We start from the raw sequence: 22,124 nt of genomic DNA, 5'->3' as shown, positions 1-22,124 counted from the left end.
TCCGCCGTCGTGACTGATCGCCGGCGCGGCGGATCCCAGGCCTTGCGTCCCGGGATCCGGACAGGAGTTGCGCGCCGGCGATCAGCTCGGCTAGTTTCCTGATCAGGTCATGAGTGACAGTCATGAGGCCCCGGCCGACTGTCCGGCAACCCTCCGTCCGTGGCGGGGTGCCCCGGGTGAAGACCAGGTCGCAGGCAGCGAGGTCTGCGGCAAGCGCGGACCCCTCGCGCGCTTCTGACCGAGCGCGGGGCCAGGGGTCCTGGTCGTCGAGGGAGCCTTCCGTGAGCAAGCGAATGCGATAGGGCCGCAGAGCCCCGCCTCCGCATCCCCCTTTTCACCTCATCCGCGCTCGAGCCCTGTCCGCTCGTGCGGTGAGTTCCACCTGCTTGCACGGGAGTTCACCCATGTCCGTATCCACCGCTGCCGCCGCCCAGACCGTCTGCCACGACATTCCGGGGGCGCTGCCCGTTCTGGGCCGGGATGTCACCGTCCCGCTCGTGACGGGCGGCGAAGTCAGCTACGCCGCGCTCGACTACGCGGCCAGCGCCCCCGCCCTCCAGCGCGTCTGGGACGACGTCGCCGCCTACGCCCCGTACTACGGCAGCGTCCACCGCGGCGCCGGCTATCTCTCCCAGCTCTCCACCGACCTGTTCGAGAACGCCCGCAAGACGGTCGCCGGCTTCCTCGGCTGCCGGGAGGACGACCAGGTGATCTTCACCCGGTCGACCACGGACTCCCTCAACCTCCTGGCCCGCACCCTCCCGGCCGACTGCCACGTCTTCGTCTTCGAGACCGAGCACCACGCGTCCCTGCTGCCCTGGCAGGACGCGAAGGTCACCTACCTCAACGCTCCGCGCACCCCGCGGCAGGCCGTCGAGACCCTGGAGCTGGCCCTCGCCGGCCGCGACCCCCGCGGCCCGGCCCTGGTCTGCGTCACCGGCGCCTCCAATGTCACCGGCGAGCTGTGGCCGGTGCGGGAGCTGGCCGCCGCGGCCCACGCGCACGGCGCCCGGATCGTCCTCGACGCCGCCCAGCTCGCCCCGCACCACCCGGTGGACATCCGTGACCTGGACGTCGACTGGGTCGCCTTCTCCGGGCACAAGCTGTACGCCCCGTTCGGCTCCGGTGTCCTGGCCGGCCGCGCCGACTGGCTGCGGGCGGCCGAGCCGTACCTCGCGGGCGGCGGCGCCAGCCGCAAGGTCACCCGGCGCGCAGACGGGGGAGTGGACGTGGAGTGGCACGAGAGCGCCGCCCGCCACGAGGCCGGCTCCCCGAACGTCATCGGCGCCTACTCCATCGCGTCGGCCTGCAAGGCCCTCGCCGAGGCCGGCTGGGACACGCTCGTCGCCCGCGAGCAGCACCTCATCCGCACCGTCCGCGAGGGCCTGGCCGAGGTCCCCGAGGTCCGGATCCTCTCCCTCTTCGGCGACGACGCCCCGCGCGTCGGTGTCCTCTCCTTCGTCGTCGAGGGCTGGAACAGCTCCCACTTCGCCGCCGCCCTCTCCGCCGAGTACGGCATCGGCGTCCGCGACGGCCTCTTCTGCGCCCACCCGCTGGTCCGCACGCTGCTGGGCAGCGACCCGCAGACCCAGGGCGAGTGCGGTGCCCCCGAGGCGGCTCCGGGCGAGAAGTCCCTCAACGCCATCCGCGTGAGCTTCGGCGCGGGCACGCCGGACGAGCACGTGGAGCGGTTCGTCACGGCGGTCAGGGAGCTGGTGGCCGAGGGCGCGAAGTGGACCTACCGCACCGAGGACGGCCGCTGCGTCCCGGCGGTGTGACACGGCCGGTCCGAGGCGCAACGCCCTCGGGGGTGCGTGCGGGGCTGTGCCGATGTGCGGCTCCGCCGCGTGGCCGGGGCCGGCAGGCGACGACCCGCGCCCTCGGCGACCAGGGATGCGCCGCGCCGCTACGCCTCCGGCGGCAGCACCGGGTGGACCGCAACGACCCGGCCGGCCCCGGGCACCGGGCAGCCGGCCGGCATCGCCGCGGTGGACGTGAGCGGCCGGGTACGGTGCGTGCCTAGTTGTCGAGGCCGATCGCGAACGCGGCCTCGAGGTCGTGCTGGGAGTAGGTGCGGAACGCGACGTGCGTGTCGGTGCCCTGCACGCCCGGGATCCTGCTGATCCGGCCGGGGATGACCTCGGCCAGGTCCTCGTGCTGCCGTACCCGGACCATGGCGATCAGGTCGTAGGTGCCGGTGACCGAGAAGACCTCGCTGACGCTCTCCAGCGCGGCGATCTGCTCCGCGATCTCGGGGATCCGGTCCACGCTGGTCTTGATGAGGACGATCGCGGTGATCACGGCTGGTTCTCTCCCTCGGACGCCGGGGCCGGTGCGGACTTCACTCTAGCCCTCCCGTCTCCCGCCACCGCCCTTCCAAGGCCGCCCTTCGGGCCCTTCCGTTTGCCGTAGCGCACCCACGCGTAGCCGAAGCCGAGTCCGAAGCCCACCAGGTGCGCGAGGTAGGCGACGCCCGGACCGTCGGAGGCGCGGCCCGCCGCGAGCCACTGCAGGGCCGCCCAGAAGGGCAGTACCACCCAGGCGGGGAAGCGCAGCGGCAGGAAGAAGAGGAACGGCAGAAGACTGGTCACGCGGGCGCGGGGGAACAGGTAGAGGAACGCTCCGAGGACCGCCGAGATCGCCCCGGAGGCGCCCACCAGCGACTGCTCGGAGGCGGCGTTGGCGGCCGCGTAGCCGAGCAGGGCCAGGTAACCGCAGCCGGCGTAGAAGAGGGTGAACTGCACCCGGCCCATCCGCTCCTCTGTCATCGCTCCGAAGACGAAGAGGAAGAGCATGTTGCCGAGCAGATGCACCCAGCTGCCGTGCACGAACAGGGCGCTGGCCGGAGTGAGCAGCTCGCGGGCGGCTCCGTCGAACAGCTCGGCGGGGACCACGCCCCAGTGGCGGAAGTACGCCCGCTGTGCGGCGAGCAGCGCCTCCCCGGAACCGTACGCCGGGGTGAGCCCGGAGGCCGGGCCCAGGACGAAGATCAGGCAGCACAGGGCGATGAGGCCGTATGTCACCGGTGCCGAGGCCCCCCGGACCGTTCTGCGTGTCCTGCCGTCCGGCGTGCTCCAGGTGCTGATCATGACTACAGAGCATGACGTAACGGGACGCAAGCTGGCAGACCGCCTCGCCGTCGTGGACGGACGGGCGGCGGGTAGCCGCCAGGCCGTAGGGTTACGAGCCACACGCGTCGGCCGGCGGCGCGGACCGAGACGAGAAGGAAGCGGACCACCACGATGACGGTTCCCATGCCGACCGCCACGACGCGATGGCGCTGCACCCTGTGCGGCAATCTCACCCGGTTCGATGTGACCCGCTCGTCGAAGGTCGTCGAGTACGTCCACCTCGATCTGGCCGGCGAGCCGACGGTGGAGGAGCGCGAGGTGGTCAGTGAGACCATCGAGTCGGTGCGCTGCCGCTGGTGCAACGCGGTGGACCAGGTGGAGCTCGTGGACAGGCCGGGCGCCGGCTCCTGAGCGGAGCGGCCCTCGAGAAGCAGAAGAAGTAGTGGGGTGTGACGGATGGTGGAGACCGCAGGCGGGGGGCCGGGCGACGGCACCGCTGAGGTGCTTGACCGTCCGCTGCCCGACGGTGTGCGCCGGCGGGTCGTGCAGATCGTCTCGGACGGCTTCGGCGGCCTGACCGTGGCCGAACTGCCCGCCCAGCTGAGGCAGTACGCCCGGTTCGCCCCCAATCGCCGGGCGAAGTTCGCCGGGAACGCGATGGCGGCGGCGCTGGAGACCGACCCGCTGTTCCGGCAGCGGATCGGGGAGAAGTTCAGAGAGGCGCAGCCGGAACTCACCGGCGCTCTCGACTCCGGCTCCCCACCCCCGGCCGCGGACCCGCTCGATGTGGCGGCCGCGGCCTACGTACTGCGCCCGGCGGGCTGGGTGAAGCTGGTCACCGCCGCCGGCGAGGAGGCCCAGCGCGCGGACGCCGAGCGGGCGGACGAGGAGAGCCGGGCGGAGCTGGAGCGGCTGCGCGTCGAGCTGGCCCAGGCCCGTGACCACACCCGTGCCGAGACCGAACGGCTGCGTGCGGAGCTGGAGTCGGCGAAGAAGGAAACGGAATCGCTGCACCGCAAGCTGCGTGCCGCGCTCAGCGATGTCAAGCGGGGCGAGGCCGCCCTCCGCAAGGCGCAGGGCGAGATCGACGCCGTGCGCGCCGAGACGCAGGCGCAGGTGTCGGCCGCCGAGAGCGAGTCCCGCCGGCTCAAGGCCCGCCTGGGCGAGGCCGAGGCCGCACTGGAGGCCACCCGGCGGGCCGCCCGCGAGGGCCGCAGTGTGGAGGACATGAGGGTGCGGCTGCTGCTCGACACCCTGCTGGAAGCGACCCAGGGGCTCCGGCGCGAACTCGCCCTGCCCCCGGTGTCCGTGCGCCCGGCCGAGACCGTGGACGCGGTCGAACCGGGACGGATGACCCCGAAGGACATCGCGGCCCGCGCCCTGTCCGAGAACGATCCGGCGATCCTCGACCAGTTGCTCGCGCTGCCGCAGGCGCATCTGGTGGTCGACGGCTACAACGTCACGAAGACCGGCTATCCGCAGATGCCGCTGGAGAAGCAGCGGCTCAGACTGCTCGGCCAGCTCTCGGCGCTCGCCGCGCAGACCGGCGCCGAGGTGACCTGTGTCTTCGACGGTGCCGAACTGGCCGCGCCGGTGCTGCTCGCGCCGCCGCGCGGGGTGCGGGTGCTGTTCTCCAAGCCGGGCGTCACGGCCGACGAGCTGATCCGCCAACTCGTGCGCGCGGAGCCGCCGGGCCGTCCGGTCATCGTCGCCTCCACCGACCGCGAGGTGGCCGACGGGGTCGCCAGGGCGGGTGCCCGACCGGTGGCCTCTGCGGTACTTCTCAAGCGACTGTCCTGAAGGTCCAACGGACGTGGGCAATGCCCGAATTGGCCGCATCATCACGCAGCGCAGTGTCAATCCACTATCACTGCATGTGAGTTCTGTGCAAAGAATGCATTGCGGGACGGGTTTTTCGGCGCGAGGATTTGAACTGATCACAACCGGGTCACTAGGGTCTGGCCTCGAACCTCCGAACGGGTGAACACTCACAAGAAGGAGTTCGTCCTCCGTGGCGTCCCATCGTCGACCCAAGCAGCCGAGTCGCACTCGTGTGACCGTGCTGACCACCGCAGCCGCCGCTGCCGTCGCGCTGAGCGCGAACGCCGCCAACGCCGCCCCCAGCGAGAAGCTGAGCAAGGACGAGGTGAAGGCGAAGGTCGACAAGCTCTACGAGCAGGCCGAGCAGGCCACCGAGAAGTACAACGGCGCCAAGGAGAAGCAGCAGAAGCTGCAGAAGGAAATCTCCACCATCCAGGACAACGTCGCCCGCGGCCAGCAGGACCTCAACAAGCTGCGCGACGGCCTGGGTTCGCTGGCCACCGCACAGTACCGCTCCGGCGGCATCGACCCCTCGGTCCAGCTGTTCCTGTCCTCCGACCCGGACGACTACCTCGACAAGGCCTCCACGCTCGACCAGTTGAGCAGCCAGCAGGTCGACGCGCTGAAGAAGATCCAGGACAAACAGCGCGAACTCGCCCAGGACCGGGCCGAGGCCACCGAGAAGCTCAAGGACCTCTCCTCCACGCGCACCCAGCTGGAGCAGAAGAAGAAGGAAGTCCAGGGCAAGCTCGCCGAGGCGCAGAGACTCCTCAACACCCTGACCGCCAAGGAGAAGGCGGCACTCGCCGCCGAGCAGCAGCGCGCCAACCGCTCCTCCACCGAGCGCGTGGACCTCGGCGACACCCCGCCCTCGTCCGGCCGGGCCGCGGCGGCCTTCTCCGCCGCCCAGAGCAAGATCGGCTCGCCCTACGTCTACGGCGCCACCGGCCCGTCCTCCTTCGACTGCTCGGGCCTGACCTCCTGGGCCTACGCCCAGGCCGGCGTCTCCATCCCCCGGACCTCGCAGGCGCAGGCGGGCATCGGCACGAGGATCTACTCGCAGAGCGACCTGCAGGTCGGCGACCTGGTCTTCTTCTTCAACGACATCCACCACGTGGGCCTGTACGCGGGCAACGGCCAGGTCCTGCACGCCCCGCGCACCGGCACGGTCGTCCGGTACGAGTCCATGAGCACCATAGGCGGACCGTTCATGTTCGGTGTCCGCGTCTGAACCGTCGACACCCGCACCCGGTGGCGCCCGAACGGGCGAATCCCGTGAACCGGAACTGACTCCCCGCCCCGCCGTTGACCTGCGTCAGCGGCGGGGCGTCAGTCTGTGTTGACTTCGGGGTCTTTGGCCGGGGCCCTCCCGCACGGCTACTGTCTGGCGCGTTTCCACGGCGCTGGGGTCTCCCCGTCCCCAGGCGCCCGGGAAGCGGTCTCTGTCCGCCAGCGGAAGGACTGTCGTGGGGTCCCATCGCCGCCTTGCATCGTCCGGATTCGACCGGGGCGCGGCCACCCTGTGCGTGCTGTCGGCCACGCTCGGCGCCGTGCCGGCGCACGCAGCGCCGCACGGCGACACCCGTGCCGAGGTGGACCGGCTCTACCAGGAGGCCGAGCAGGCGACCCAGGCCTTCGACAAGGCCGCGGAGCGGGCGGGCACCCTGCGCCGTGAGGTGCGCGACGCGCAGGACCACATCGCCCGGCAGCAGCAGCGCATCAACACCCTGCGGGAGCGGCTCGGTTCGCTGGCCGGCGCCCAGTACCGCTCCGGCGGCATCGACCCGGCCGTCGCGCTGCTCTTCTCCGACGACCCCGACGACTACCTCGACAAGGCCGCCACCCTCGACCGCATCGGCGCCCAGCAGGCCGGTCAGCTCCGGGAGTTGCGGTCCGCGATGCGCCAGCTGGCCCAGGAGCGTTCGGAGGCGGCCGGCAAGCTCGCCGCGCTGGAGAAGAGCCGCAAGGCCGTCGCCGCCCACAAGCGGACCGTGGAGAGGAAACTCACCGAGGCCCGGCAGCTGCTCAACTCCCTGTCCGCCGCCGAACGCGCCGCCTTCGACCGCGCCTCCCGGGGCAGCCGCACCGACCTGCCCGGCCTGACCCGCGGCGTCGCCCCCGACGCCCGCGCGGCCGCGGCCGTGGCCGCCGCCCGCGCCGCCCTCGGCCGGCCCTATGTGTGGGGTGCCAACGGCCCCTCCGGGTTCGACTGTTCGGGCCTGATGCAGTGGTCGTACGCGCACGCCGGCATCCATCTGCCGCGCACCTCGCAGGAGCAGCGCTTCGCCGGCCGGCAGGTCCCGCTCTCCCAGGCCCGCCCCGGCGACCTGGTCGTCTACCGCTCCGACGCCAGCCATGTGGGGATGTACGTCGGCAACGGCCAGGTCATCCACGCTCCGTACCCGGGCGCGCCGGTGCGCTACGACCCGGTCGGCATGATGCCCGTCTCCTCGGTCACCCGTCCCTGACCGCGCTCCTCGCCGTACGATCGGGAAGTGGCTGGTCGTGGAGGGGCGTGGCGCATCGGGGCAGTGGGGCTGTGTCTGCTGCTGCCGCTGACCGGCTGCGGTGGGCGGACGGCGGCCGACTCCACCCGGGCCGAGGTGCAGCACGTGCTCGACCGCCGCGCGGCCGCCCTCCTCGGCCACGACGAGGCGGCGTACGGCGCGACGGGCAGCCGCACCGAGTACCCCCGGCTGCGCGCCCTCCCGCTGGCCTCGTGGGCCTACCGGGTCACCGGCGTGCACCGCACCTTCTCCGGCGCGACCGCCGACGCCGATCTGCGCTACCGCGTCGCCGGTTACGACAAGGCACCCGTCGACGCCCGCCGCACCCTCACCCTCGCCCGCACCGCCGACGGAAAGTGGTACGTCAGCGCCGACAGACCCGCCAAGGAGGCCGGGCAGCAGCTGTGGGACCAGGGGACGGTGACCGCCGTCAAGGGTGCGCGCAGCCTGGTCCTCGGCACCGGTCGGCCGACCGCCGAGCTGCGGGTCTTCGCCCGGCTGGCCGACCGCGCGGTCCCGGCCGTCTCGCGGGAGTGGGGCACGGACTGGAGCCGGCGGGCCGTCGTCCTCGTGCCGCGCTCGCTGGCGGGCATGGCGGGCCTGCTCGGCTCACCCGCCGCGAACTACCGGGGCATCGCGGCCGTCACCACCGGCGAGGCGGGAGGTTCGGGCAAGGCGCCCGCGGACCGGGTGGTCGTCAACCCGGAGGCGTACGACGGACTCGGTGACGTCGGCAAGCAGGTCGTGCTCACCCACGAGACCACCCACGTGGCAACCCGCGCCCACACCACCGCCGCCACTCCGCTGTGGCTCTCCGAGGGCTACGCCGACTGGATCGGCTACCTCGATACGGGCCGCGCCCCGACGGAGGTCGCACCGGAACTCGCCCGCGCCGTCCGGGACGGCGAGGTGCCCGACGCGCTGCCCGCCGACAGGGACTTCGGCTTCACCGGCGACCCCACCGAGCTGGCGCAGGCCTACGAGGGCGGCTGGCTGGCCTGCCGGATGATCGCCGACCACTGGGGCACGGCCCGGCTCGGCGCCTTCTACCGGGCCGTCGGCGCCCACGGGAAGCGGACGGGCGCGGTGGAGCAGGCGCTGAAGAAGGTGCTCGGCACGACCCCGAAGGAGTTCACCGCGCGCTGGCGGGAGTACGTCGGGACGCAGCTCGGCTGAGCGTGCCGATCGCCTCGCGCAGCCATTCCCGCTCGGCCTTCCCGGTGGCCCGGGCGACGCGCAGCATGCCCTCCCGGAACAGGTCCCCGGCCTCCTCCGCGCGCACCGGCTCACCCTGCCGGTAGAAGAAGCTCGCCGGGGCCTCGAGGAAGTCCAGCCGACGGCGCAGCACGGCGGCCTGCTCGGCGGGGTCGTCCAGGTGCCGCAGGAAGGCCAGGACCGTGTTGAAGCGGACGTGGTCGGTGATCTCCGCCTGCTTGGGGCCGCGCAGCCGCTCCAGCAGCTCCGCGCGGCCCTGCTCGGTCAGCGACAGCACCCGGCGCGGGGCGGCGCTCGCGCCCTCCTCGGTGCGCTGGTCGAGCAGTCCGGCGGCGACGAGCCGGTTGATGGCCGGGTACAGCGCGCCGTCGCTGACCGGACGGACATGCCCGCTCAGCGCCTTGATGCGCTCCTTCAGCTCGTAGCCGTGCAGCGGTTCCTCGGCGAGGAAGCCCAGGATCGACAACTCCAGCACGCGAACTCCTCCTTGCAGCGGACGTCCACGACATGCTAGCTCTTATCGAGCTATCTCGAATCGAGGTAGCTCGACAAGAGGGAGTCTCGTGAACGCTCACCGCAGGCAACTCGTCTCGCTCGCCCACCCCGTCTACTTCTCGCTCCTCGCCTCGGTCGCCTCCGGGATCATCAACACCGTCTGGGTCTCCCGGCTCGGCGGCGCCGCCGTCGCCGCCGTCGCCGTCGCGACCACCACCGAGAACGTGCTGCTCGGCGTCGCGCTGGTCTTCGCCTCCGGTACGACCGTGCTGACGGCACAAGCCCGGGGCGCCCGCGACCCCGCCGCCGTACGGGCCGCGGTCCGCGGCGGATGGGCCCTGTGCGGGCTGGTGACACCCGTGGTCGTGGCCGGCGGCCTGCTGCTGCGCGAGCCGCTGGCCGGCCTGGTGCTCGGCGGTGACGAGGGCGCGGCCCCGCGCCTGGCCACCGCCTACTTCGCGATCTCCCTGCCCGGCCTGGCCGTCTTCTTCGCCCAGCAGCTCGTCGACGGCATCCTCAAGGGCACCGGCGACACCCGCACCCCCATGCGGCTCGCCCTGCTGGCCAACGGGCTGATCCTCGTCTGCGACCCCGTTCTGGTCCATCTCCACGGCGTCCGGGGCGCCGCCGCCTCCACCGTCCTGTGCCGCTGCGTCGCCCTCGCCGTGGGTCTGCGTGCCCTGCGCCGCAACGCCCTGCTGCGGACGGCGGCCGGGGCCCGTGCGGGCGAGCCGGCGGCGGCCGCCCTGCGCCGCACCCTCACCACCGGCCTGCCCATGTCCGCCGACTTCACCGTGCGTCAGGGCGGGGCGCTGGTCCTGGTGGCGATCGTGGCCCGACTGGGGATGACCGCGGTGGCCGCCTACTCGATCGCCTACAAGGTCCTGTACGTCGCCACCATGGCCTTCTACGCGGTACGGCAGGCCGCCGCGATCCACACGGCGCACACCCGGGGCACCGGGAAGGACGCGCGGCGGGACATCGGCCGGCAGGCGGTGCTGGTCTCCGGCACGCTGGGCCTCGCGGCCGCCGTCCTGTTCGCCGCCACGGCCCCCTGGATCATGGCCGCGTTCGGCGCCGGATCCGACGTCGCCCACCAAGGCGTGCTGTTCCTGCGCTGCATCGGCCCGTACCTGCTGCTGATGGCCTGCTTCATCGCGCTCGGCGGGGTTTTCGAAGGCAGCGGCGGAGCGCCCGTACTGCTCCGGGTCACCCTGTTCGGCACCGCCGTCCAGCTGCCCCTGGCGTACGCCCTGGCCGGCCTCGGCCTGCCCGGTGTCTGCCTGGCGCTGGCGCTCGCGATGGCCGCGCAGTGCGCGACCGTGACGGCGCTGCTGCTGCGGGCCCGGCGTCAGGAGGAGACCGGGGTCTCCTGGGCGCGGGTGGCCTGAGGCGGGAAGGGGGCGGCGGCAACCGGCGGGACGGTCGCGCGCCACAGCCGGCGGGCCGCCGTGAGCGTGGCGGCGACCAGCAGGCCGTTGCGCAGCGCCAGCAGGGTGATGCCGTACCAGTCGCTCACCACCACGTGCGAGAAACCGAGCGGGAACTCCAGGACCGTCACGAAGGACGCGAGTACGACCATCAGCGCGGGTACCCCCATACGGCTCGCCCGGTGAGTCAGGCAGGCGGCGGCCAGCCCGATCAGCCAGACCAGGTACTGCGGGCTGATCACCCGGCTGGTGACGGTGAACAGCAGCACCGCCGTGAAGGCCGCGTCGGCGAGCGTGTGCGGTGCGAAACGGGTCGCGCGCAGCCGCCACAGCAGGAGCCAGCCGAACGCGACCCCGGTCAGTGCCAGCGCCGCCGTGCTGACCTGGGCCACCTGCGGGCCGAGGAACTCGATCGACCCGTAGTTCAGCAGCACCTCGCCGTGCCAGCCGAAGTGCCGGGCCACATGGAAGACCAGGGAGCCCAGCGACTCCACCTCGGTGCCCCGGTCCCGCTGGAAGGTCAGGAAGGCGAAGGAGCCCGGCATGGACAGCGCGAACAGCGCCGCCAGGCCCGCCGCGGTCACCACCGCCGACGCCCACGCCCGCCGCCGCACGCCCCCGACCAGCAGCAGCGCCGGCCACACCTTCAGCAGCGCCCCGAAGGCCGTCAGCGTGCCCATCAGCCGCGGGTACCGGGCCCCGGCGAGCAGGGCCGCCACGGCCACCGCGGTCACCATCACGTCGTAGCGGGCGTACACCGTCGGCCCGAGCAGCGGGACCCCCGCCACCCACACCCAGGCCCCGCGCAGGGACCGGCCGGGCCGTCCGCCCGGATACCGCAGCAGGGCCAGGACGGCGAGGTCGGTGAGGAACGCCAGCACGAAGAAGGCGTGCGCGTAGGACAGGAAGGGCAGGGCGGCGGGGGAGAGGATCGCGAGGGCGGCGGCTGGCGGGTACTGCCAGGTCACGTCGTCCAGGGGAAACGTTCCGTGCCGCAGGACCTCGTACCAGCCGCGGTAGATCACCGACACGTCGGAGGTGACGTCCGGGCCCGGGAAGACGTAGACCCGGAAGACGAACAGCAGCAGCACCACGCGGGTGACGCCCCAGGTCGCGAGCAGCCAGGTCAGGGACGGCCGGGCCGCCTTCGTCTCCACGTGCTCCCCTGTCGTTCGATTGCCGCTTCGAAGGCCGTGCCGTCCGATTCCGTGTCCCCATGATGTCCTGCGCACCTGTGTGCGTGCCACATACTCGGCCGCACCCGGCCGCAGAGGGCGCATTCGGTAGGGTCGGCGGCGATGCACCAGACCCTGATCGTCACCAACGACTTCCCGCCCCGGCCGGGCGGCATCCAGGCCTTCCTGCACAACATGGCCCTCCGCCTGGACCCCGACCGGCTGGTCGTCTACGCCTCCACCTGGAAGCGTGGCAGGGAGGGCGCCGAGGCCACGGCCGCTTTCGACGCCGAGCAGCCCTTCACCGTCGTACGCGACCGCACGACCATGCTGCTGCCCACCCCGCAGGCGACCCGCCGGGCGGTCGGGCTGCTGCGGGAGCACGGGTGCACCTCGGTGTGGTTCGGGGCGGCCGCGCCGCTCGGCCTGATGGCGCCCGCGCTCCGCAAGGCCGGCGCCGAGCGGCTGGTGGCCACCACCCACGGGCACGAGGCCGGCTGGGCCCAGCTGCCCGCCGCCCGGCAGCTGCTGCGCCGGATCGGGGAGTCCACCGACACGATCACCTACCTCGGCGAGTACACCCGCTCCCGGATAGCGACCGCGCTCACCCCGGCGGCGGCCCGGCGGATGGTGCAGCTGCCGCCGGGTGTCGACGAGAAGACCTTCCACCCCGGTTCCGGTGGCGACGAGGTCCGGGCGCGGCTCGGCCTCACCGACCGGCCGGTCGTGGTCTGCGTCTCCCGGCTGGTTCCGCGCAAGGGCCAGGACACCCTCATCCAGGCCATGCCCCGCATCCTCGCCGCCGAGCCGGACACCGTGCTGCTCGTCGTGGGCGGCGGCCCCTACGAGCGGGACCTGCGCCGGCTGGCCCGCGAGACGGGCGTCGAGTCCTCGGTCCGCTTCACCGGTGCCGTGCCCTGGTCCGAGCTGCCCGCGCACTACGGCGCCGGGGACGTCTTCGCGATGCCGTGCCGCACCCGGCGCGGCGGCCTGGACGTCGAGGGCCTCGGCATCGTCTACCTGGAGGCGTCCGCCACGGGCCTGCCGGTCGTCGCCGGTGACTCCGGCGGCGCACCGGACGCGGTGCTGGACGGGGAGACCGGCTGGGTGGTGCGAGGGGGCTCCCCCGGTGAGGCCGCCGACCGGATCGTGGCTCTCCTGGGCGACCCCGGACTGCGCCGCCGCATGGGCGAGCGGGGCAGACAGTGGGTCGAGGAGAAGTGGCGCTGGGACCTACTGGCGGAGAAGCTGAAAACGCTGCTGTAGGACGGCGCCGTCCGGGGCGGATCGCCGGCGGCTGCAGGTTTCGTCATGGCCGGTCGCGCAGTTCCCGCGCCCGTTCGGGCCGCTGCCCCTAGCCGGAACCGGAAAATCCGCCCATGCTCCGCACATGACAGCAAAACTGATGCAGCGTCAGCTGACAAGACGTCACATACTCGGTATGGCCGCGCTCCAGGCCGCGGCCACCCTCGGCTTCACCCGTATCGGACTCGAGTCGGCCCGCGCGGCCGAGCCCGCGGCGGCCGAATCCGCCCCGGCGATCGTGGTCGGTTCGGGCTACGGCGGTGCCGTCGCCGCCCTCCGCCTCGGCCAGGCGGGCATCCGTACCCTCGTGCTGGAGATGGGGCGGCTCTGGAACACCGCCGGCGCCGACGGCAAGGTGTTCTGTTCCACCAGCGCCCCCGACCAGCGGTCCATGTGGTTCCGCACCCGCACCGAGGCCCCGCTCGCCACCTTCCTCTGGCTGGACGTGGTCAACAAGGCCGTCAACCCCTACCCCGGGGTCCTGGACCGCGTGCACTACGACGCCATGTCGGTCTACGTCGGCCGAGGCGTCGGCGGCGGCTCGCTCGTCAACGGCGGAATGGCGGTCACCCCGCTGAAGTCCTACTTCGCCGAGCAGTTCCCGACCGTCGACGCCGACGAGATGTACGGCACGTACTTCCCTCGCGCCCGCGCCATGCTCGGCGTCAACACCATCGATCCGGCGTGGTTCGAGTCCACCGAGTGGTACCGGTTCACCCGGACCTCCCGGAAGGCCGCCGCCAACGCCGGTCTGAGGACCACCTTCGTGCCGAACGTCTACGACTTCGGCTACATGCAGCGCGAGGCCGCCGGCACCGCCACGAGGTCCGCGCTCGCCGGCGAGGTCATCTACGGCAACAACCAGGGCAAGCGCAGCCTCGACAAGACCTACCTCGCCGCCGCCCTCGGCACCGGCAACGTCACCATCCACACCCTGGAGAAGGTGACGTCGATCGGCCGGGTGAGCGACGGGTCGTACGTGCTGACCGCGGACCGGATCGACAGCACCGGCAGAGTCGTGGGAACCAGCAGCTACGGCTGCACGTACCTGTTCCTCGGCGGCGGCAGCCTCGGCACGAGCGAACTCCTCGTCCGCGCCCGGGACACCGGCACCCTGCCGAACCTGAGCGCCGGCGTGGGCGCCGGCTGGGGCCCCAACGGCAACACCATGCTCGGCCGCGCCAACCACATCTGGGACACCGTCGGCGCCGACCAGGCCACCATGCCCGTGATGGGCATCGACGACTGGGCCAACGCCGACAACCCGGTCTTCGCCGAGATCGCCCCGCTGCCCATGGGCTTCGAGCACTGGATCAGCCTCTACCTGGCGATCACCAAGAACCCCGAACGCGCGTCCTTCTCGTACGACTCCGCCGCCGGCGCGGTGAGGCTCGGCTGGACGGCCGCACAGAGCGCGGTGTCGGTGCGCATGGCCAAGAAGCTGTTCGACCGGATCAACGCGGCCAACGCCACCATCTACCGGTACGACCTCTTCGGCTCCGGCAGCAAGGTCTTCGCGGACGACTTCACCTACCACCCGCTGGGCGGCTGCGTGCTGGGGAAGGCCACGGACGGCTACGGCCGGGTGAAGGGCTATTCACGGCTCTACGTCACCGACGGCTCGCTGGTGCCCGGCTCGATCGGCGTCAACCCGTTCGTCACCATCACCGCGCTCGCCGAACGCACGATGGCGCGGGTCCTCGCCGAGGACACCGCGCCATGACAGTGCGACAAAGGGCTGCTACTTCGCGTAGAGCGCCTCGATCTCGGCCGCGTAGTCCTTCGCCACCACGTTGCGCTTCAGCTTCAGCGACGGGGTGAGGTGGCCCGACTCCTCCGTGAACTGGGAGGACAGAATGCGGAACTTCCGCACCGATTCCGCCTTCGACACCGCGGCGTTGCCGTCGTCGACCGCCGCCTGGATCGCAGCGATGAGATCCGGGTCCTCGTGCAGCGACGCCGCGGTGGAGCCCGCCGGCTTGCCGTGCTCCGCGGCCCACCGGCCCAGGAACTCCTCGTCGATGGTGACCAGCGCGCCCACGAACGGCCGCCCGTCGCCCACCACCATGCACTCCCCGACCAGCGCGTGCGCCCGGATCCGGTCCTCGATCACGGCCGGCGCCACGTTCTTGCCGCCCGCCGTGACGATGATCTCCTTCTTGCGGCCGGTGATCCTCAGGTAACCGTCCTCGTCGAGGGTGCCGATGTCACCGGTGTGGAACCAGCCGTCCGCCAGCGCCTCCGCGGTCGCGCCCGGGTTGTTCCAGTACTCCTTGAACAGGTGCTCGCCGTGCAGCAGCACCTCGCCGTCGTCCGCGATCCGCACCACCGAGCCGGGCAGCGGCTGGCCGACCGTGCCGATCTTCTGCCGGTCCCACGGGTTGAAGGCGGTCGCCGCACAGGACTCGGTCAGGCCGTACCCCTCCAGGACGGTGAAGCCGATGCCCCGGAAGAAGTGGCCGAGCCGCTCGCCCAGCGGGGCACCGCCGGAGATGGCGTACTCGCCCCGGCCGCCGAGGACCGCGCGCAGCTTGCTGTAGACCAGCTTGTCGAAGACCCTGTGCTTGATCTTCAGGCCGAACGACGGACCCGAGGGGCTGTCCAGCGCCTTGCTGTAGGCGATCGCCGCGTCCGCCGCCTTGTCGAAGATCGCGCCCTTGCCGTCCGCCTGCGCCTTCGCCCGCGCCGAGTTGTAGACCTTCTCGAAGACGCGCGGGACACCGAGGATCAGCGTCGGCCGGAACGCGGCCAGCTCGTCCGTGAGGTTCTTGATGTCCGGGACACAGCCCAGCTTGATCGGCGCCATCATCGGCGCGACCTGCACCAGCCGCCCGAAGACATGGGCGAGCGGCAGGAAGAGCAGGACCGAGCACTCACCGGTGCGGAACAGCGGGCGCAGCCGCTCCACGACGTTCCCGCACTCGGCGAAGAAGCTGCGGTGGGTGAGGACGCAGCCCTTGGGGCGTCCGGTGGTACCGCTCGTGTACACGATGGTCGCCGGGTCGTCGGCCTTGGCGAGCGAGCTGCGCTCCTCGACCGTCTCGTCCGACACGTCCTGCCCGAGGCGCCCCAGTTCCTCCACACCGCCGGCCTCGATCTGCCAGACGTTCTTCAGCGTGGGCAGCGAGTCCCGCACCGCCTCCACGGCGGCCGTATGGCCCGCCAGCTCCACGATGCACGCGGTCGCGCCCGAGTCGGACAGGATCCACTGCACCTGCTCCGGCGAGCTGGTCTCGTACACCGGCACGGTGACGGCGCCCGCGCTCCAGATCGCGAAGTCCAGCAGCGTCCACTCGTAGCGGGTGCGGGACATCAGGCCCACCCGGTCGCCCGGCTGCACCCCGGCGGCGATGAGCCCCTTGGCGGCGGTGCGCACCTCGGCCAGGAACTCCCGGGCCGTCACGTCCTGCCAGACACCGCCCACCTTGCGGGCGATGACGGCGACGTCGGGATGCTGCGCGGCGTTTCTGCGGACGATGTCGGTCAGATTGCCGTCCGCAGGGACCTCGTACAAAGCCGGAAGGCTGAACTCGCGCAAGACTGCTGCTCCTCATAGGGCGCCGGCGCCACGACACTGTGTGATGCGACGGTGCGGTCCAAGGCTCGGGCAAGTGCTCGGGAATTCACATGTTGAAATCCTGAGCACGACTGGACTGCCCGGACGTTACCCGCCGGTATGGCGTCTACGACAGGGGTTCCAGGCGAGATGTTCGCTGCGTCACACGGGTTGGCGTTCCTTCGCGCACAGTAGTCCACGGCTGAACCGACCGGCGAGTAACCGCAGGCCGGACCGACACTGTTCACGCGGACCGCACACGCCTACGCTTGATCGCCATGGCATCCACACCCTCCGGCAACCGAAGGACGCGCGTCCACGTGGTCAGCGACGTGCACGGCAACGCCCGGGACCTGGCCCGGGCCGCGGAGGGCGCCGACGCCCTGATCTGCCTGGGCGACCTCGTGCTCTTCCTCGACTACGCCGACCACTCGCGCGGGATCTTCCCGGACCTGTTCGGCAAGGAGAACGCCGACCGCATCGTCGAGCTGCGCACCGCCCGCCGCTTCACGGAGGCCCGCGAGTTCGGCGCGCGGCTGTGGGCCGGCATCGGCGCCGACCGGGCCGCGGCCATCGAGAACGCGGTGCGCAAGCAGTACGCCGAGCTGTTCGCCGCGTTCCCCACCCCGACGTACGCCACCTACGGCAACGTTGACATGCCGCCCCTGTGGCAGGAGTACGCCCGGCCCGGCATCACCGTCCTCGACGGCCAGCGGGTGGAGATCGGCGGCCGGACCTTCGGCTTCGTCGGCGGCGGCCTGCGCACCCCGATGCGGACGCCGTACGAGATCGGCGACGAGGAATACGCGGCGAAGATCGAGGCGGTCGGCGAGGTCGACGTGCTCTGCACGCACATCCCGCCGGAGGTGCCCGAACTGGTCTATGACACCGTCGCCCGCCGCTTCGAGCGGGGCAGCCGGGCGTTGCTGGACGCGATCCGCCGCACCAAGCCGCGCTATTCACTGTTCGGGCACGTCCACCAGCCGCTGGTGCGCCGCATGCGGATCGGCGCCACCGAGTGCGTCAACGTGGGCCACTTCGCCGGGACCGGAAAGCCCTGGGCGCTCGAATGGTGACCGCCGGACCTGGGGTGAAGGCGGCAGGTCGGCGGCGCGGTAGCCTTCACGCTGCACACACGTGCGCAGCCCGGCGCACACCTATCTCTCCATACGGCCCGCATCTGGAGGAGCCACGGCGATGGCGGAACACACCAGTTCGAGCATCACGATCGAGGCCGCTCCGGCCGACGTCATGGCGGTGATCGCCGACTTCGCGCGCTACCCCGACTGGACCGGCGAGGTGAAGGAGGCGGAGGTCCTCGCGACCGACGCCCTGGGCCGCGCCGAGCAGGTCCGCCTCGTCATGGACGCCGGCGCCATCAAGGACGACCAGACCCTGGCCTACACGTGGGCCGGCGACCACGAGGTCTCCTGGACCCTGGTCAAGTCCCAGATGCTCCGCGCCCTGGACGGCTCCTACCTGCTGAAGCCGGCCGACGCGGGCGCCACCGAGGTCACCTACCAGCTCACGGTGGACGTCAAGATCCCCATGCTCGGCATGATCAAGCGCAAGGCGGAGAAGGTCATCATCGACCGCGCCCTGGCGGGCCTGAAGAAGAGGGTGGAAGCGAAGGAGCAGTAGGCCCCGTCGCTGCCGCCCACCGCCGGGGAGGAGGGTGGGCACGGCCGGCGGCGCCGGGCGACGGTCCAGCGCCTTGTGCCTCGCAGTCCGTTACGGTCACCCTCATGCGCACCATCCTGATCACGGGCCCCGGCGGCAGCGGTCGTACCACGATCGCCGCCGCGACCGCACTGCGCGCCGCAGCCGACGGCACCCGGACGCTGCTGCTGAGCGCGGACCGCACGGACACCCCGGGCGTGGCGCTGGGCGCCGCGACAGGGCCGGCCCCGATCGAAGCCGCCCCGCTTCTCACGGTGTGGAGGCCCGACGCCGTCGACCGCTTCCGGCAGGACCTCACCGCCTTCCAGACCCGCGCCACGAACCTCCTCGACCTCCTCGGCGCCGCCCGCCTGGACGCCGAGGAGGTCACCCCGCTGCCCGGTGCCGAGGAACTGTCCTTCCTGCGCGCGCTCCGGGACGCGGCCCTCTCCGAGCGCTACGACCTCCTCGTCGTCGACCTCCCGGCCCTCCCGCAGACCCTCGCCCTGCTCGCCCTTCCCGAGGAGCTGCGCCGCTATCTGCGCCGCCTGCTCCCGCCCGAGCGGCAGGCGGCCCGCGCCCTGCGCCCGCTCCTCGGCCGGCTGGCCGGCGTCCCCATGCCCGCCGACTGGCTGTACGAGACGGCAGCCCGCTGGGACGTCGAGCTGGCCGCCGTCGAGGCCGTCCTCACCGACCGGACGACCGCGGTACGGCTGGTCGCCGAACCCGGACCGGCCGGCGCCGACGCCGTCCGCACCGCCACCCTCGGCCTGGCCCTGCGCGGCCTGCGCACCGAGGCCCTGATCGCCAACCGCGTGCTGCCCGACGACGCCGGCGACATCTGGCCGGCCGGACTCCTCGCCCAGCAGGGCAAGGCCCTCGCCGAGTGGCAGGAGCAGCCGTACGCCGTCCACACCGTCCCCCACCTCGGCCGCGACCCGCACGGTGCCGACGACCTCGGCGCCCTCGCCGTGCCGGTCGTCAACCCGGCGCCCGTCCCGGTCGAGTGGCCCGTCGCCGACCGGATCGCCGAGGACGGCGTGCTGGTCTGGCACATCCCGCTGCCCGGAGCGATACGGCACGAGCTGGACCTGATCCGGCGCGGCGACGAACTGCTGATCGCCGCGGGCGCCTTCCGCCGGATCGTTCCCCTTCCGTCCGCCCTGCGCCGCTGCACCGTAGCCGGAGCCGGCCTCCGCGAGGGCGAGCTGCGCATCCGGTTCGCCCCCGATCCCGGTCTGTGGCCCACCGGCGGACGGTGAACGCGCTACCCCGTTCGGGTAACGTCGTAAGGGCGAACCGTAGTCAGGAGTCCGCCATGAGCGAAGAGCGTCCCGCATCCGGCCCTTACGAGGAGGAGCAGGCGCGGGCGACCGACGCCGACGCCTGGGCCACGGCCTGCGCCGAGGACCTCGCCGCCGAGAAGGCCCGCCGCCACGCCGAGTACGGTACGCCGCCGGGCTCGGCCGCCGAGGAACTGAAGAAGCTCGTGGACACGGTGGCCGACAAGCTGTCCGGCCTCCAGTCACCGCTCCTCGGAGCCCTCGCCGGACCCGCCGCCCAGCAGGTGGTGCGGCAGGCCGTCCAGCAGGCGAAGGCCGCCGTGGAGCCCGTCATAGAGCGCAACCCGGAGGTGTTCGACCACCTCGCCGCGGCCGGCACCGAGCTGCTGGCCGCGTACCGCTCCGCCGTCCAGGCCCAGGAGCGCCGCTGGACCACCGGCGCGGCCGACCTGAAGGACGACGTGCCCGACCGTCCCGACCGGGGCGAGGGCACCGGCCCAGGGGAACGCATCGACCTGGACTGAAGCCCTCCCGCGGCAGGGCCTCGGGTACGGTTGGCCGTAGCGGGGCTCGACCGAAACTGAGGGATTCATGGGACTCACCATCGGCGTCGACATCGGCGGCACGAAGATCGCGGCCGGCGTGGTCGACGAGGACGGCAACATCCTCTCGACCTTCAAGGTGCCGACCCCCACCACGCCCGAGGCCATCGTGGACGCCATCGCCTCGGCGGTGGAGGGTGCGCGCGCCGGGCACGAGATCGTCGGCGTGGGTATCGGTGCGGCCGGTTACGTCAACCGGCAGCGCTCCACGGTGTACTTCGCGCCCAACATCGACTGGCGCAACGAGCCGCTCAAGGAGAAGGTCGAGGCGCGCACCGGCCTCCCGGTCGTGGTCGAGAACGACGCCAACGCGGCCGCCTGGGGCGAGTACAAGTTCGGCGCGGGCAAGGGCCATCGCAACGTCATCTGCATCACGCTCGGCACCGGTCTCGGCGGCGGCATCATCATCGGCAACAAGCTGCGCCGCGGCCACTTCGGCGTGGCCGCCGAGTTCGGCCACATCCGGATGGTGCCGGACGGCCTGCTGTGCGGCTGCGGTTCGCAGGGCTGCTGGGAGCAGTACGCCTCCGGCCGCGCCCTGGTCCGGTACGCCAAGCAGAGAGCCAACGCCACCCCGGAGCGCGCCGAGGTTCTGCTGTCGCTCGGTGACGGCACCCCCGACGGCATCGAGGGCAAGCACATCTCCATGGCCGCCCGCCAGGGCTGCCCGGTGGCCGTCGACTCCTACCGCGAGCTCGCCCGCTGGGCCGGCGCGGGCCTCGCCGACCTCGCCTCCCTCTTCGACCCGTCCGCGTTCATCGTCGGCGGCGGCCTCTCCGACGAGGGCGACCTGGTCCTCGACCCGATCCGCAAGTCGTACAAGCGCTGGCTGGTCGGCGGCAACTGGCGCCCGGTCGCCGATGTGATCGCGGCCCAGCTCGGCAACAAGGCGGGCATGGTGGGCGCGGCCGACCTGGCCCGCGAGCCCGATCCGATCATGTAAGAAGGCTCAGCTGTGAAGGGCGCGGGGAACTGCGCGACAGGCCATGACCAACCGGCAGTCGCACACGACACCTCGCGCCCCGAGCCATGGGGCGAGCGCCCACTGCCCCGCGGCGTAGATTGACGGCATGGCAACCCCCCTGCTCCCCAACTCCCGCACGGAAACAGACGGTTCCGCGGTCATCAGGGTCCTGAGCTACAACGTCCGCTCGATGCGCGACGACACCGACGCCCTCGCCAGAGTGATCACCGCCTGCGCCCCCGACCTGGTCCTCGTCCAGGAAGCCCCCCGCTTCTTCCGCTGGCGCAAGAAACTGGCCCGGCTCGCCGCGGCCTCCGGCCAGGTCATCCTCACGGGCGGAGCCACCGCCGCGGGTCCCGCGATCCTCTGCACGCTCCGGGCCACCGTCGAGCGAACGGAGGACGTACTGCTCCCCCTCACCCCCGGACTCCACAGGCGGGGCTTCGCCACGGCAGTGGTCCGCTTCGGCGGGACCAGGGTGGGTGTGCTCAGCTGTCATCTGAGCCTGCAGAAGGACGAGCGCCACGACCAGGGCGGCATGCTCCTCGACCGCCTCGCCGGACTGGGCGTGGAGCACGCGGTCGCGGGCGGCGACCTCAACGAGCGCCCCGACGGCCGCACCTTCCGCCACCTCGCCGCGCACCTCCAGGACTGCCGCGCCGCCGCCCCCTGGGGCGGCGAGTTCACCTCCACCCCCGCCGACCCCCACCAGCGCATCGACGCGATCTTCGCCACCGAGGGCATCGAAGTGCTGGGCTGTGGCGTCCCGCTGGACCAGCCCGGCGTCACCCGGGCCGACCTGACCGCGGCCACGGACCACCTCCCGGTGCTGGCCGCGCTCAGAGTCCCGGCGGCCTGACCGCGTGACTTGACCAGCTCGTGGCGGGTCGCGCAGGGTCCCGCGCCCCTCCGGCGCGCGCGCGGCCGCGGGCAGTCGTGCCGCGGCAGCACCGCTCCTCTGATCGTCCGGTGGTGCCGCGGCCCCGGCCGCCTACGCATTCCCTCCGACCGCTCCTCACTGTCGTCGCCGGCCCGCCGCGC

Annotated in this window: 20 protein-coding genes and 1 riboswitch; of the genes, 15 read left to right on the top strand and 5 right to left on the bottom strand. The window is 72.3% G+C overall.

The window, feature by feature from the left end; genetic code table 11:
• Nucleotides 1–105 precede the first annotated feature (105 nt).
• Nucleotides 106–222, top strand: a riboswitch (SAM riboswitch).
• A gap of 182 nt (nucleotides 223–404) precedes the next feature.
• On the top strand, nucleotides 405–1,778 hold the full coding sequence (locus ABZ079_RS19455) for an aminotransferase class V-fold PLP-dependent enzyme (RefSeq protein WP_356940652.1): 1,374 nt from the start codon (nucleotides 405–407) through the stop codon (nucleotides 1,776–1,778).
• Nucleotides 1,779–2,019: 241 nt separating this feature from the next.
• Here the strand turns inward: ABZ079_RS19455 and ABZ079_RS19450 are convergent, their stop codons facing one another.
• Entirely contained in the window at nucleotides 2,020–2,301 is a 282-nt protein-coding gene (locus tag ABZ079_RS19450) for an Lrp/AsnC ligand binding domain-containing protein (RefSeq protein ID WP_356940651.1), read from the bottom strand.
• Nucleotides 2,298–3,089: a rhomboid family intramembrane serine protease gene (locus ABZ079_RS19445; RefSeq protein WP_356940650.1), complete on the bottom strand. Its 792-nt coding sequence runs from the start codon at nucleotides 3,087–3,089 to the stop codon at nucleotides 2,298–2,300. Before ABZ079_RS19445 ends, ABZ079_RS19450 begins: the two co-directional genes overlap by 4 nt.
• 153 nt (nucleotides 3,090–3,242) lie before the next feature.
• Between ABZ079_RS19445 and ABZ079_RS19440 the strand changes: the two genes are divergently transcribed.
• From ABZ079_RS19440 to ABZ079_RS19420, 5 genes are all read left to right on the top strand, one after another.
• Entirely contained in the window at nucleotides 3,243–3,482 is a 240-nt protein-coding gene (locus ABZ079_RS19440; RefSeq protein WP_356940649.1) for a hypothetical protein, read from the top strand.
• Between the two features lie 45 nt (nucleotides 3,483–3,527).
• Complete coding sequence (locus ABZ079_RS19435; RefSeq protein ID WP_356940648.1) at nucleotides 3,528–4,871, top strand: NYN domain-containing protein; 1,344 nt, start codon at nucleotides 3,528–3,530, stop codon at nucleotides 4,869–4,871.
• Nucleotides 4,872–5,082: 211 nt separating this feature from the next.
• Nucleotides 5,083–6,123 (top strand): NlpC/P60 family protein, encoded by a 1,041-nt coding sequence (locus ABZ079_RS19430; protein ID WP_356940647.1) that lies wholly within the window; start codon nucleotides 5,083–5,085, stop codon nucleotides 6,121–6,123.
• Nucleotides 6,124–6,358: 235 nt separating this feature from the next.
• Nucleotides 6,359–7,360, top strand: coding sequence for an NlpC/P60 family protein (locus ABZ079_RS19425; protein ID WP_356940646.1), 1,002 nt, complete (start codon nucleotides 6,359–6,361; stop codon nucleotides 7,358–7,360).
• A 27-nt stretch (nucleotides 7,361–7,387) separates the two neighbouring features.
• Nucleotides 7,388–8,575, top strand: a complete 1,188-nt coding sequence (locus ABZ079_RS19420; RefSeq protein WP_356940645.1) for a hypothetical protein — start codon at nucleotides 7,388–7,390, stop codon at nucleotides 8,573–8,575.
• Here the strand turns inward: ABZ079_RS19420 and ABZ079_RS19415 are convergent.
• Nucleotides 8,532–9,089 carry a PadR family transcriptional regulator gene (locus ABZ079_RS19415; protein WP_356940644.1) on the bottom strand — a complete coding sequence of 186 codons (558 nt, stop codon included), beginning with the start codon at nucleotides 9,087–9,089 and terminating at the stop codon, nucleotides 8,532–8,534. The two genes, ABZ079_RS19420 and ABZ079_RS19415, sit on opposite strands and share 44 nt — an antisense overlap.
• An 88-nt stretch (nucleotides 9,090–9,177) precedes the next feature.
• On the opposite strand from ABZ079_RS19415, the gene ABZ079_RS19410 reads away from it, so the two are divergent.
• Entirely contained in the window at nucleotides 9,178–10,500 is a 1,323-nt protein-coding gene (locus tag ABZ079_RS19410) for an MATE family efflux transporter (protein WP_356940643.1), read from the top strand.
• Here the strand turns inward: ABZ079_RS19410 and ABZ079_RS19405 are convergent.
• Nucleotides 10,461–11,696, bottom strand: a complete 1,236-nt coding sequence (locus ABZ079_RS19405) for a glycosyltransferase family 87 protein (protein ID WP_356940642.1) — start codon at nucleotides 11,694–11,696, stop codon at nucleotides 10,461–10,463. The genes ABZ079_RS19410 and ABZ079_RS19405 overlap by 40 nt on opposite strands.
• A gap of 141 nt (nucleotides 11,697–11,837) precedes the next feature.
• On the opposite strand from ABZ079_RS19405, the gene ABZ079_RS19400 reads away from it, so the two are divergent.
• Nucleotides 11,838–12,980, top strand: a complete 1,143-nt coding sequence (locus ABZ079_RS19400; RefSeq protein ID WP_356940641.1) for a glycosyltransferase family 4 protein — start codon at nucleotides 11,838–11,840, stop codon at nucleotides 12,978–12,980.
• Nucleotides 12,981–13,155: 175 nt separating this feature from the next.
• Nucleotides 13,156–14,742, top strand: coding sequence for a GMC oxidoreductase (locus ABZ079_RS19395; RefSeq protein WP_356940681.1), 1,587 nt, complete (start codon nucleotides 13,156–13,158; stop codon nucleotides 14,740–14,742).
• A gap of 18 nt (nucleotides 14,743–14,760) precedes the next feature.
• Here the strand turns inward: ABZ079_RS19395 and ABZ079_RS19390 are convergent, their stop codons facing one another.
• Nucleotides 14,761–16,557, bottom strand: a complete 1,797-nt coding sequence (locus tag ABZ079_RS19390) for an AMP-dependent synthetase/ligase (protein ID WP_356940640.1) — start codon at nucleotides 16,555–16,557, stop codon at nucleotides 14,761–14,763.
• Nucleotides 16,558–16,853: 296 nt separating this feature from the next.
• On the opposite strand from ABZ079_RS19390, the gene ABZ079_RS19385 reads away from it, so the two are divergent.
• The 6 genes from ABZ079_RS19385 (at nucleotide 16,854) to ABZ079_RS19360 (ending at nucleotide 21,942) form a co-directional block, all read left to right on the top strand.
• The gene (locus tag ABZ079_RS19385) at nucleotides 16,854–17,651 is read left to right on the top strand and encodes a metallophosphoesterase (RefSeq protein ID WP_356940639.1); all 798 of its coding nucleotides are present in this window, start codon (nucleotides 16,854–16,856) and stop codon (nucleotides 17,649–17,651) included.
• 121 nt (nucleotides 17,652–17,772) lie between these two features.
• Nucleotides 17,773–18,216 (top strand): SRPBCC family protein, encoded by a 444-nt coding sequence (locus ABZ079_RS19380; protein WP_356940638.1) that lies wholly within the window; start codon nucleotides 17,773–17,775, stop codon nucleotides 18,214–18,216.
• Nucleotides 18,217–18,320: 104 nt separating this feature from the next.
• Nucleotides 18,321–19,496 carry an ArsA-related P-loop ATPase gene (locus tag ABZ079_RS19375; protein WP_356940637.1) on the top strand — a complete coding sequence of 392 codons (1,176 nt, stop codon included), beginning with the start codon at nucleotides 18,321–18,323 and terminating at the stop codon, nucleotides 19,494–19,496.
• 56 nt (nucleotides 19,497–19,552) lie between these two features.
• Nucleotides 19,553–20,041, top strand: coding sequence for a DUF5304 domain-containing protein (locus ABZ079_RS19370; protein WP_356940636.1), 489 nt, complete (start codon nucleotides 19,553–19,555; stop codon nucleotides 20,039–20,041).
• A gap of 67 nt (nucleotides 20,042–20,108) precedes the next feature.
• Nucleotides 20,109–21,062 carry an ROK family glucokinase gene (locus tag ABZ079_RS19365; protein ID WP_356940635.1) on the top strand — a complete coding sequence of 318 codons (954 nt, stop codon included), beginning with the start codon at nucleotides 20,109–20,111 and terminating at the stop codon, nucleotides 21,060–21,062.
• A gap of 127 nt (nucleotides 21,063–21,189) precedes the next feature.
• Nucleotides 21,190–21,942: an endonuclease/exonuclease/phosphatase family protein gene (locus ABZ079_RS19360; RefSeq protein WP_356940634.1), complete on the top strand. Its 753-nt coding sequence runs from the start codon at nucleotides 21,190–21,192 to the stop codon at nucleotides 21,940–21,942.
• Nucleotides 21,943–22,124 lie beyond the last annotated feature (182 nt).

Source organism: Streptomyces sp. NPDC006314 (genome assembly GCF_040613075.1).
Taxonomy (GTDB): Bacteria; Actinomycetota; Actinomycetes; order Streptomycetales; family Streptomycetaceae; genus Streptomyces.
The sequence above is the reverse complement of the archived record's forward strand: the minus strand, read 5'-3'. Positions and strand labels throughout refer to the sequence as shown.